At 66.0% G+C, this 12212-nt stretch carries 9 protein-coding genes; 2 read left to right on the forward strand and 7 right to left on the reverse strand.

What is annotated here, in order from left to right; translation table 11 throughout:
• The first annotated feature begins 84 nt into the window (after positions 1–84).
• Together HG549_RS23370 and HG549_RS23375 are read left to right on the forward strand one after the other, a co-directional pair.
• Positions 85–1491 carry an adenosylmethionine--8-amino-7-oxononanoate transaminase gene (locus HG549_RS23370; protein ID WP_170033168.1) on the forward strand — a complete coding sequence of 469 codons (1407 nt, stop codon included), beginning with the start codon at positions 85–87 and terminating at the stop codon, positions 1489–1491.
• Between the two features lie 176 nt (positions 1492–1667).
• Entirely contained in the window at positions 1668–2387 is a 720-nt protein-coding gene (locus tag HG549_RS23375) for a 16S rRNA (uracil(1498)-N(3))-methyltransferase (RefSeq protein ID WP_170033170.1), read from the forward strand.
• Here the strand turns inward: HG549_RS23375 and HG549_RS23380 are convergent, their stop codons facing one another.
• The 7 genes from HG549_RS23380 to HG549_RS23410 form a co-directional block, all read right to left on the reverse strand.
• Positions 2388–3005, reverse strand: a complete 618-nt coding sequence (locus HG549_RS23380; RefSeq protein WP_170033172.1) for a hemolysin III family protein — start codon at positions 3003–3005, stop codon at positions 2388–2390.
• A gap of 244 nt (positions 3006–3249) precedes the next feature.
• Positions 3250–3723 carry a chemotaxis protein CheW gene (locus tag HG549_RS23385; protein ID WP_170033174.1) on the reverse strand — a complete coding sequence of 158 codons (474 nt, stop codon included), beginning with the start codon at positions 3721–3723 and terminating at the stop codon, positions 3250–3252.
• On the reverse strand, positions 3716–8668 hold the full coding sequence (locus HG549_RS23390) for an Hpt domain-containing protein (protein WP_170033176.1): 4953 nt from the start codon (positions 8666–8668) through the stop codon (positions 3716–3718). The genes HG549_RS23385 and HG549_RS23390 overlap by 8 nt, the downstream gene beginning before the upstream one ends.
• A 9-nt stretch (positions 8669–8677) precedes the next feature.
• Positions 8678–10726, reverse strand: coding sequence for a methyl-accepting chemotaxis protein (locus HG549_RS23395; protein ID WP_256666141.1), 2049 nt, complete (start codon positions 10724–10726; stop codon positions 8678–8680).
• 47 nt (positions 10727–10773) lie between these two features.
• Positions 10774–11328: a chemotaxis protein CheW gene (locus HG549_RS23400; RefSeq protein WP_170033180.1), complete on the reverse strand. Its 555-nt coding sequence runs from the start codon at positions 11326–11328 to the stop codon at positions 10774–10776.
• The gene (gene pilH / locus HG549_RS23405; RefSeq protein WP_170033182.1) at positions 11325–11690 is read right to left on the reverse strand and encodes a twitching motility response regulator PilH; all 366 of its coding nucleotides are present in this window, start codon (positions 11688–11690) and stop codon (positions 11325–11327) included. The genes HG549_RS23400 and pilH overlap by 4 nt, the downstream gene beginning before the upstream one ends.
• A gap of 47 nt (positions 11691–11737) precedes the next feature.
• Positions 11738–12139, reverse strand: coding sequence for a PleD family two-component system response regulator (locus tag HG549_RS23410; protein ID WP_170033184.1), 402 nt, complete (start codon positions 12137–12139; stop codon positions 11738–11740).
• Positions 12140–12212: the final 73 nt, after the last annotated feature.

Genomic DNA, 12212 nt, shown 5'->3' on the forward strand with positions numbered 1-12212 from the left:
CATTGAACCACAGCGGTTGTCCTGCCCTGCGGCATTGCTTAGGCTTACGCGGTCGAACCAAGCCGCAAGCCAGGAGAAGTGCCCATGGGCCTCAATGATCAGTGGATGCAACGTGACCTCAAGGTCCTGTGGCACCCCTGTACCCAGATGAAAGACCACGAGCAGCTGCCGCTGATCCCGATCCGGCGCGGCGAAGGCGTGTGGCTGGAAGACTTCGAAGGCAAGCGCTACCTGGATGCGGTGAGCAGCTGGTGGGTCAACGTGTTCGGTCACGCCAACCCGCGTATCAACCAGCGCATCAAGGATCAGGTCGACCAGCTGGAACACGTGATCCTGGCCGGTTTCAGCCATCAGCCAGTGATCGAGCTGTCCGAGCGCCTGGTGGCCATGACCCCGGCCGGGCTCGACCGGGTGTTCTATGCCGACAACGGTTCGTCGTGCATCGAAGTGGCGCTGAAGATGAGCTTCCACTACTGGCAGAACGTCGGCAAACCCGGCAAGAAGCGCTTCGTAACCCTGACCAACAGCTACCATGGCGAAACCATCGCGGCGATGTCGGTCGGCGACGTGCCGCTGTTCACCGAAACCTACAAGGCGTTGCTGCTCGACACCCTCAAGGTGCCCAGCCCCGATTGCTACCTGCGCCCCGAAGGCATGAGCTGGGAGGAGCATTCGCGCAACATGTTCCAGGCCATGGAGCAGACCCTGGCCGAACACCACGCCTCGATCAGTGCGGTAATCGTCGAGCCGTTGATCCAGGGCGCTGGCGGCATGCGCATGTACCACCCGGTGTACCTCAAGCTGCTGCGCGAGGCCTGCGACCGCTACGACGTGCACCTGATCCACGACGAGATCGCCGTGGGCTTCGGCCGCACCGGCACGATGTTCGCCTGCGAGCAGGCCGGCATCCGCCCGGACTTCCTGTGCCTGTCCAAAGCCCTGACCGGTGGCTACCTGCCATTGGCCGCATGCCTGACCACCGACAAGGTCTACCAGGCGTTCTACGACGACTACCCGACCCTGCGCGCGTTCCTCCACTCGCACAGCTATACCGGTAACCCGCTGGCCTGTGCTGCCGCACTGGCGACGCTGGACATATTCGAGCAGGACAACGTGATCGAAGCCAACAAGGGCCTGGCTGCGCGCATGGCCAGTGCCACCGCACACCTGGCCGAGCATGCCCATGTCGCCGAAATCCGCCAGACCGGCATGGCCCTGGCCATCGAGATGGTCAAGGACAAGGCCGGCAAGGTCGCCTACCCGTGGCAGGAGCGACGCGGCCTGAAGGTATTCGAGCATGCCCTGACCCGTGGTGCCCTGCTGCGCCCGCTGGGCAGCGTGGTGTACTTCCTGCCGCCTTATGTGATCACCCCGGAGCAGATCGACTTCCTCGCCGAAGTGGCCAGCGAGGGTATCGACATCGCCACCCGTGAAAGCGTCAGCGTGGCGGTACCGGCCAACTTCCACCCCGACTTCCGCGACCCGGGCTAGGCTTGCAGACCTGACCGCATACCCCTTGTAGGAGCGGCCTTGTGTCGCGAAAGGGCTGCGTAGCAGCCCCAGTATTTCAGCGGTGATGTACAAACCGCCGGGGCCGCTGCGCGGCCCTTTCGCGACACAAGGCCGCTCCTACAAGGGACGAGTACACCTTTTCCTACGAGCACCCCATGAGACTGTCCCGTTTCTTCATCGACGCCCCCCTGAGCCTCGGCGAGCACGACCTGCCCGAAGCCCAGGCCCACTACATCGGCCGCGTGCTGCGCATGGCCCCCGGCGACGCCGTGCAGCTGTTCGACGGCAGCGGCCAGGAGTACCGTGGCCAGCTGCTCGAAGTGGGCAAGAAAACCGTGCGCGTCAGCCTCGACCAGGCCCTTGCCGGCCAGGCCGATTCACCGCTGCATGTCCATCTCGGCCAGGGGCTGTCCCGCGGCGAGCGCATGGACTGGGCGATCCAGAAGGCCACCGAACTGGGGGTAAATGAAATCACCCCGATCGTCAGCGAACGTTGCGAAGTGCGGCTGAAGGACGAACGCGCCGACAAGCGCCTGGCCCATTGGCGCCAGGTAGCGATCAGTGCCTGCGAACAGTGCGGTCGCTCGACCTTGCCAGTCATCCACCCGCCGGTAACCCTGGGCGAATGGTTGAACAGTGCCAAGGCCGACCTGAAACTGGTTTTGCACCCAGTCGCCGAACCCCTCACCAGCCATGCCAGGCCGGCCACGCTGGCCTTCCTGATCGGCCCGGAGGGCGGCCTGAGCGAGGCAGAGGTTGACCAGGCCAAAGCCACTGGCTTCCACGCCGCGCGCCTCGGGCCACGGGTGCTGCGTACCGAAACCGCCCCCGTGGTAGCCCTGTCGGTGGCGCAGCAGTTGTGGGGCGACTTCTAGCTAACGCACATAGAACGACACCGCCACGAAGTGCATGAGGCTGCCGGCAATCACGAACAGATGCCAGATGCCGTGCCAGTGGCGGAAGCGGCTGTCGAAGGCAAAGAACAGGATGCCGACGGTGTAGAACACACCGCCGGCAGCCAGCCAGGCGAAGCCGGCAGTGCCCAGCGCGTGCAGCAGCGGCTGCACGGCCACCAGCACGATCCAGCCCATCACCGCATAGATGATGATCGACAGGATGCGCGCCTCCGAGCGCGGCTTGATCTCCTGCAGCATGCCGATTACTGCCAGCCCCCAGACGATGCCGAACAGGCTCCAGCCCCACGGGCCGCGCAAGCTGACCAGGCAGAACGGCGTATAGCTGCCGGCGATCAGCAGGTAGATCGACAAGTGATCGAGCTTGCGCATGATCACCTTCGCCCGCCCACGGGTGCTGTGGTACAGGGTAGAGATGCTGTACAGCAACAGCAGGGTACTGCCGTAGATGGAAAAGCTGACGATCTTCCACGGGTCGCCTTGCAGGCCCGCGGCCACGATCAGCCAGATGGCACCGATACAGGCCAGGACAGCACCGACCAGGTGAGTCCAGGCGTTGAAGCGTTCACCGTAGTACATGCAAACACAGACCTCCTGCGCTGGGCTGGGTTCCTGCGCCAGTCTGTTCCGGCCCTATCGCGGCCTGTCAGGCTCGCACGCGCCCTGTAGGAGCGGCCTTGTGTCGCGAAAGGGCTGCGGAGCAGCCCCTGCAATTTATGCCGTGGCAATGAGATCCTGGGGCCGCTTCGCGACCCTTTCGCGACACAAGGCCGCTCCTACAACGACCGCGTCAGCCAAACGACCAAGCGCTTTGCTTCATATCCTAACCAAGGTCAGGTTGCAGATCAGCGTCACGCACCAGCCGCTCCAGCCCGACCAGGTCCGGCACCCGCGCCACCTGCTCGCCCACCTGCACCGCGGCCAGTTCCAGGCGGCCCAGCGCCACGTCCACATAGTTCAGCTGGCTGTCGAGCTTGCACGAGCGCGGGATGTCCTGCAGCAGCAGCGCCAGGTAGCGCAGGCCGGTATCACCCAGGGCATTCAGCACCACCACACGGGCCCGCTCGCCGCAGGGGGTCTCGCCACCGCAGGCGGCCTCGAAGCCGATCAGCGGCAGGCGCTGCTGGCGCCAGTCGATCCAGCCCAGGTGCCAGGCCGGTTCGCCGCGCTGGCACAGCACGTTGCGCTGGCCGCTCAACTCGGCCACCGCGACATTGGGCAACACCAGGGTACGGTCACCCAACGGCAGCAACAGCCCGGTCAGGCTGCTGCGCTGGCCGGCGATCAGTTCAAGCATGGGCCTGGCTCCAGTGGGCGATGCTCTGCAGCAGGACCGATTCCTGATACGGCTTGCCAAGGTATTCATTGACGCCGATGGCCATGGCTCGGTCGCGGTGCTTCTGCCCGGTGCGCGAGGTGATCATGATGATCGGCAGGTCTTTCAGCCGCTCGTCGCGGCGGATGCGCGTGGCGACCTCGAAACCATCCATGCGCGGCATCTCGATATCCAGCAGCAGCACATCCGGGCGGTGCTCTTCCAGCAGGGCCATGGCATCGACCCCGTCCTTGGCCGTCAGCACGCTCATGCCATGCCGCTCGAGCAGGCGGCTGGTGACCTTGCGCACGGTGACCGAGTCGTCCACCACCATCACCAGCAAGGCCCGCCGCGGCGCCGGCCCGACTACCTGGCGCTGGGCCGCACCGCCACCCGGCAGGCGCGCCAGGCGCCGCTGCTGGCCACGCAACTGGCCCAATAGGTCGAGAATCAGCACCACACGGCCATCGCCCAGCAATGTCGCCCCCGACAAACCGGCAACCGCAGCAAACTGCGGCCCCAGGCTCTTCACCACGATTTCCCGGCTGGGCGACAGGGCGTCAGCCTGGATCGCAAACGATTGTTCCTGGGAATGCACCAGCAGCACCGGCAGCGGCACACTTTGCCCCAGCAAGGCCGGGCGCGGCATGCCTTGCAGCAGTTCGCCCAGATAACGCAACTCGTATTCATGGCCGGCGTACACATAACGTGGCACGTCCAGTTGGTAGCACGCCGCCAGTTCGGCGGGCGGCACGCGGACGATGCCCTCGATGGTGTTCAGCGGGATGGCGTACTGCTCTTCACCCAGATGCACCATCAGCGCACGGTTGACCGACACGGTGAACGGCAGGCGAATCAGGAAGCGCGCGCCCTTGCCTGGGGCCGATTCGATGCTCATCGAGCCGCCCAGTTGCTTGACCTCTTCGTGGACCACGTCCATGCCCAGGCCGCGGCCGGAAATCTGGGTGATCTTCTCGGCAGTGGAAAAGCCCGGCCGCAGGATGAACTGGAGGATTTCGTGATCGCTCAAATGTGCCTGCGGGTCCAGCAGGCCGCGCTTGATGGCCTTGCGTCGCACCGCTTCCAGCGGCACGCCGGCACCGTCGTCGGTCATTTCGATGACGATGTCGGCGCCTTCGTGCAGTAAATTCAGGTGAATGGTGCCCTGCTCCGGCTTGCCGGCAGCCAGGCGCATTTCCCGGCTTTCCAGGCCATGGTCGACGGCATTGCGCAGCATGTGCTCCAGCGGCGCCACCATGCGTTCGAGCACGCTGCGGTCCAGCTCGCCCTCGGCATTGCCGACCACCAGTTCGACCTGCTTGCCCAACTCGCTGGCCACCTGCCGTACCACGCGCTGCAGGCGCGGCACCAGGCGCTCGAAGGGCACCATCAGGGTGGCGGTGAGGCCTTCCTGCAACTGGCTGTTCACCCGCGCCTGCTGTTGCAGCAGGCTGTGCGCCTCCTGGGCACGCTGGGCCAGGGTTTCCTTGAGGTCGAGCAGGTCCGAGGCGGACTCGAACAGGGCCCGCGACAGCTGCTGCAGCTGCGAATGACGGTCCATCTCCAGGGGGTCGAAGTCGTCATAGGCATCGCCTTCGAACTGCTGGCGGCTGGAAATCCGCCCCTGGGTCTCGATGTCCAGGCGCAGCAACTGGTCGCGCATGCGCTCGAGGGTGGTTTCCATCTCGTTGAGGGTGAACTGGGCATCGTTGACCTGCTGCTCGATGCGCCCACGGATGATCGAGTGTTCACCGGCCAGGTTGCCCAGTTCGTCGAGCAGCTCGGCATCGACCTTGACCATGTCGCCTGGCGCCCGCTCCGGTACCGCCGCTGGCGCCTCGCTGGCAGCGGCACCGACCGGCCCCTGGCCCGCAGCACTGTCGGTCAGCGCCGCGCTGCTGAAGTTGCGGATGTAGTCGATCAGCGCCGTGGCGGCATGCAGCGGCTGGCCCAGGCGCACGGCATCGAGCATGTGCGCCAGGCGGTCATGGCAGTTCTGCAACAGGGCGAACAGCGGCGCACTCGGCGGCAGGCGCCCCGCGGCCAACAGCTCGTAGAGAAACTCCAGCTCATGGGCCAGGTCGCCGATTGGCGCGATCTCGACCATGCGTGCCACACCTTTGAGGGTGTGCAAGTCGCGCATGAGGTTGTCCACCTCGACGCTGCTGCGCGGGTCGGCCTGCCAGCGGGCCAACGCCGCAGCCGCGCTCTCGACGATGTCCGAGCTTTCCTCAAGGAACACTTCCAGCAGCTCTGCGCCAGGGCTTTCCGGCTCTTCGACCAGCGGCTCCGCCGCAGCCGGCGGCACAGGCTTGTGCGCCAGCCCCAGGCCCAGGGCAGCGCCCAGGTCCATGTCCGGGTGCAGCGGCGTGACCGTGTCGATGCCAACCAGGCCAGTGGCCTCCGGCGCCAGGGCCTGGTCCAGCAGATTACGCAGGCTGTCGACCAGCTCGGCGCGGGGTGCAATGTCCTGCCCGGCCGCCACCTCGTCGAGCATGTCCAGCAGGGCTTCATGGGCCTGCTGGGCCTGGGCGAAGAAGCGCGCATCGGCGGGCAGGCTGCCCTCCTCCACGGCACCGTACAGGTCGAGCAGGGCCTCGCACACATCGTCCATTTGCCGCAGGTCGGCCAGGTGTGCCGCGTGGCCCAGGGTGGTGAGCTGGTCGAGCAGGGTGTCCAGCGGGTCGCGCTGGCCGGGCTGCTGACGCCAGCGCGACAGCAACGATTCGGCATCCAGCAGGATATCCATGGCCTGGGCCAGGAAACTGGCCACCCGCTGCGGGTCACGCTTGCTGCGCCGCGCATGCTGCGGGTCGTCATGCAAGCTGGCCAGGCGTTCGTCCACCACCTGGCCGACCTGCTCAATCAGCTCGGCGGCGCCGGGGATGGCTGCCAGCGGCGTGCTGTCGAGTTGCGCCAGGCCCAGGTGAAACAGCGAGCGCGCGGCTTCCAGCCATTCGATCTCGGCCATTTGCAGCGGCAGCTGGTGGCCCTTGTATTCACGCGCCAGGCGGTCGAAGGCAGTGGCCAGTTCGGCCACCGGCATGACGCCGGCCATGGCCGCGCTGCCCTTGAGCGTGTGCAAGGCGCGCTGCAGGCCATCGCTGACCGGCGTGTCGTGGTCGCCGGCATCGCGCAGGAAAGCATCCAGGCTGGCCAGGTGGCCCTGCGCCTCGCTGCGGAAGATGTCCAGCAATTGCGGGTCGAGGCCGCCCAGGTCCGCTGCCAACGGCGCAGCGTTTTCGGCCAGGGCATGCAGGTGCCCGGCCAGTTGCTCGATTTCGCTCAGTTGCGGCAACTGGCCGGCGGCAAAATCGGCCAGCAGGTCGGGCAGGTGGACGAACACCCGCTGCAAGGCCACCACGCCTTCCGGGCTGAGCACGCTGCGGCCCTCGAGCACCCGGTTGAGCAGGTGCTCGGCGCCCCAGGCCAGCTCGGCCACCGCCTCGGCATGGACCATGCGGCCACTGCCCTTGAGCGTATGCAGCGCACGGCGCATTTCCTTCAGTGCCTCATGCTGCTGGTTGTCGGCCCGCCAGCGCAGCCAGTGGCGCTCGATTTCCGGCAGCAATTCACCCGCTTCGTCGAGAAACACTTCGCGCAGCTCGTCATCAATGCCATCGGCGCTACCATCGTGGCTTGCAGTGGCATCGACCTGGGTGCACTGCACGCCCAGCGTCGCCAGGCTGACGCGGGCCATGTCGATGAACGGCTGGCCATCGGCCAACGGGTCGGCGACCCGCCATTGCAGGTAGCATTCGGCTGCGCTCAAGGCTTCGGCGAGGTGCGTCAGCTCGTCGCCTGGCGGCTCCACCTCCAGGTGCTGCAGCCAGCGCTGTACATAACCGGCGCAACCATCGAACAGTTCGGCCACGGCCGGCAGCATCAACATCGCCAGCGCCCCGCGAACCTGCTGCAACAACCCCGGCAAGGGCTGCAGGCGTTGCCGTGGCCAACCGGACTCCAGGCAATCGCCGATCAGGTCCTTGGCCTGTTGCAGCACGTTCAGCGCCTCGTTCAGCACCAGTTGGCGGATCTCGGCCAGGTCCGAGCCCGGCAGGCCGCCCTGGCCGTTCTCCTCCAGCGGGCCGACCATGCCGTTCAGCGTAGCCTCGACGTACAGCAGCGCCCCCGCCACGTCCATCAACACCGCGTCATCCACTGCTCGCTCGCCCTGGGCCAGCGCCTGCAGCGTCAGCACTTGGTCGATGATCACCCGGCGTGGCTGCTGGAAGCCCAGCACCGCCAGGGTGTCGGCCACGTGGCGTAGCGGTGCCAGTAGAGCATCGAGCTGCTCGTTGTGTTGGCGGTCGCCTCGCACGAACTGGTCCAGGCGTTCCTTGATCCGCATCAGGTCGTCACACAGCGCGGTCACCACCGAGCGCAGGGCATCGCGGCCCGGCCCGGCTTGCATCTGCTCACGCCAGTTACCCAGCGACAGGTCGAGGTTGGCCAGGTCGTCGGCACCGGCAAAGCGCTGCGTGGCGCCGCTGATCAGGCTGGCCTGCGCCAACGGTTCCTCGCCACGGCACGCGCGCAGCTGATTGAGCAGCGGCAGCATCACCAGCGGCAGGTCGTGGCGGGCACCGCGCAGGCGCTCCAGGTACGAAGGCAGTTGCTCCAGGCCACGAAACAAAGCGCCCAGGCAATCACCTCGGGGGCTGACCTGGCCTTCGGCCAAGGCCTTGGCGAACAGTTCCAGCTCCTCGGCCAGGCGGGTGGCACCGCGCAGCTCGAGCATGCGCAGGCAACCGTGCACCTGGTGCAGGTTGTCGACCACGAAGGCCAGCATCGACAGCTCGCCCGGTTCCCCGGCAAAGCGCTCCAGCGCCTGCCGCGCCTGGGCCAGGCAGTCGAGGATGGCGGCCTTGGTCCAGGCCAGCGCCACGGTATCGTGGCGTTCGGGGCTTATTGCAGCTACGGCCATTGGCATTCCTCAGCGCGGCGCTTCACTAGGGCTCGTCATGGGCTCTGCAGGTGGCGGCAGGGTGAACCCGGACACCGAACGACGCATCTCGCTGGCCATGCGAGCCAGGTGGCGGATACTGTCGGCAGTGGCGCTGGAGCCGGCGGAGGTTTGTGCGGTGATCTGCTGGATCACCGCCATGGTGTGGGAAATCTGCCCGGCCGACGAAGTCTGCAACTGGGCAGCGTCGGAAATACTGTGGATAAGGTCGGCGAGGTTCTGCGAAACCCCTTCGATTTCGGCCAGGGCAACGCCAGCATCCTGGGCCAGGCGCGCACCGCGTACCACTTCGGCGGTGGTCTGTTCCATGGAGATCACCGCCTCGTTGGTGTCGGCCTGGATAGTACGTACTAGCGCCTCGATCTGCCGGGTGGCCGAAGAGGAACGCTCCGCCAGGCGCTGCACTTCATCGGCGACCACGGCAAAACCCCGCCCGGCCTCACCGGCCAGCGAGGCCTGGATCGCCGCGTTGAGGGCAAGAATGTTGGTCTGGTCGGCAATGTCGTCGATCAGGCTGACGATATCGCCGATTTCCTGGGAGGACTCGCCCAGGCGCTTGATCCGCTTGGCGGTGTCCTGGATCTGCTCGCGAATGTTGTCCATGCCATTGATGGTGTTGTGCACCACCTCGTTGCCCTTGTTGGCGATCGCCACCGAGCGCTCGGCCACCTTCGCCGACTCGTAGGCGTGGGCCGAAACCCGGTCGATCGACTCGACCATGTCGCCGACTGCCTCGGACGCCTCGCTGATCTGCTCGGCCTGGTGTTCCGAGGCCTTGGCCAGCTGGCGAGCAGTGTTCTGCGTGTCCTGTACGGCGGCGGCGACCTGCAATGCACTGTGGTTGATGGTAGCGACCAGGTCGCGCAGCTGGTCGACCGAATAATTGATCGAATCGGCGATGGCGCCGGTAAAGTCTTCGGTTACCGACACGGTCACGGTCAGGTCGCCGTCGGCCAGTTCTTCGATTTCGTCGAGCAGGCGCATGATCGCCTGCTGGTTGCGTTCGTTCTTCTCCGCCGTCTCGCGCAGCTGGCGGTTGGTGGTGCGCACCATGACCAGGCCGATGAGGATGATCGAGGCCAGCGCCAGCAAGCCGAGGATGTAGCCGCCGACGGTGTCGAGGGTACGCCCGCCGGCCAGGTTCTCGAAGCCGTTGGCCAGGTGCGAGGCCTCGTCGAGCAGGGTTTGCGACAGGCTGAACAGGTTGCCTGCGGCTTCACGTACCCGGAACAGCTCGGGCGAGGTTTCCAGGATCTCGTCCACGGAGCCGGCGACGAACTGGAACAGTTCGGCGATTTCGGCCAGGCGCGTGCGGGCGTCGGCATCCTCGACGCGGGTCACCTGGATTGCCGCGTTACCGTTGAGCATGCCCTCCAGCACCAGGCCAAAGCGCCCGGCATCGCGACCAAAGGCATCGGCCGCCTGGGCTGCGCTGTCGTCGCCGGCCAGCACGGTATTGACCGAGCCGAGGATGCGTTCGGCCAGCAGCAGCTGGCGCTGGGCCACCGCCACCTGGCTGGCCGGGGCGCCACTCTGCAGCAGGATCTCCACCACCTTTTCGTATTCCACCTGCAGCTGCGGCACGGTCTCGGCCAGGGTCGCCGCTACCTGGTGCAGCGACAGCACGGTCTGTTCGCTGGCCAGGATGGTGTCGGTGTTCCTGCGCAGGTTTTCCCAGTCACGGCGTACCGCTTCCATCTCGTCACGCACCGCCGGTGGCGCCGGTGGCAGGCCGGTGGACTTGTCACCTTCGCGCAGGTAACCCCAGCGCCGTTCGAAATCGTTGCGCGAGTCCGACAACAGCTTGAACGCCAGGGCCTTGCCCGTGGCGGCTTCGGTCGCATTCTTGGCGATACGTTGCGACAGCACGCGCAATTCGCCGGCATGGCCGATGTACTGCTTGTCGTAGTTGGACTGGGTGTTGAGGTAGGCGAAGTTGGCGAACAGCAGGATGATCGACAGGATCAGGATCAGGAACAGTACGGTGATCTGCGCAATGCTGCGGGTACGTGGGGTCACGGTGGTCGCGGTGACGGGAGGGGCAGGCTTGTTCACGTTCGCAGGTCCTATAACGCCACATCGAGAAAGCCCGGCGCCTGGGCCAGGGCGAAGGGGCTGAAGATCGCCCAGTTGCGTTCACGCGGGAAGTGCCCCTGCACGAAGGGCGCAGCGGCGTTGATCAGCGGTTGCGGTGGCGACAACTGCAGGCTGTCCAGGGCAAAGTGCTGCAGGCCCAGGACCTCGTCCACCAGCAGGCCGACGAACAGGTCATCGTGGTCCAGCACCAGCACCCGCCGCTGCTTGCCCGGGGCGGCCTGGCCCAGGCCAAAGAAGCTGCTCAGGTCCATCACCGGCAGCAGCCGGCCACGCAGGTTGGCCACCCCGCACACCCACGGCTGCACGCCGGGGACACGGCTACTGCGCGGTTCGCGCAGCACCTCGGCGACCTCGCCCATCGGCGCCACGAACCACTGCCCGGCAATGCGGAAGCCGATGCCGCTCCACTGTTGCAGGCGCTGGTCCTGCGGCGGCTGGTCGGCGACCAGCAGGCGGCAGCGCCGGTCGATGTCCAGCAACAACTCGAAGGCGGTCAGCGACGCGCCCTGCGGGCGGGTGGTCAAGCCCCCAGCACCTCTTTGAGCTTGGCGATCAAGGCGTCCTCCTCCACCGGTTTGGTGAGGAAGTCACGAGCGCCCTGGCGCGTAGCCCAGACCCGGTCGGTTTCCTGGTCCTTGGTGGTCACCACGATCACCGGGATGGCGCTGGTTTCCGGGTCCTTGCTGAGCTGGCGGGTGGCCTGGAAGCCGTTCATGCCGGGCATGACGATGTCCATCAGCACCGCGTCTGGCTTGTCCTGCCGGGCCAGGGCCACGCCATCGGCACCGTTGTTGGCCTTGAGCACCTGGAAGCCGTGCTTTTCCAGCCATCCGGTCAATCGGTACATCTCTGTCGGCGAGTCGTCGACAATCAGAACTCGGGCCATGCTGTTTCCCCATCAGGAAAGAAAGACCGTGCCATGGCGGGGCGCAGTCAGGGTGCGTGTTGTTGGGTTGCGGCAAAACCGGGCACATGGGCACGGATCGCATCGAGCAGTTCTTCCTTGCTGAACGGCTTGGTCAGGAACTGGTCGGACCCGACCACCCGGCCGCGGGCCTTGTCGAACAGGCCATCGCGTGACGACAGCAGGATCACCGGGGTGTCCTTGAAGGCACTGTTGTGCTTTATCACCGCACAGGTCTGGTAGCCGTCCAGACGCGGCATCAGCACATCGACGAAGATGATGCTGGGCTGGTGGTCGACGATCTTGGCCAGGGCATCGAAGCCATCGCTGGCGGTGATCACCTCGCAGCCCGCTTCACCGAGCAACATCTGTGCGGTGCGGCGGATCGTGCGCGAATCGTCGATCACCATCACCTTCAGGGGTTGTTCCATCTGTTGGGCTACCGTCGCTGATAATGCGGAAATCGTAGGGCCGCTGCGCGCCCCTATCGCGACACAAGGCCGC

Source organism: Pseudomonas sp. SK (assembly GCF_012975065.1).
Taxonomy (GTDB): Bacteria; Pseudomonadota; Gammaproteobacteria; order Pseudomonadales; family Pseudomonadaceae; genus Aquipseudomonas; species Aquipseudomonas anuradhapurensis.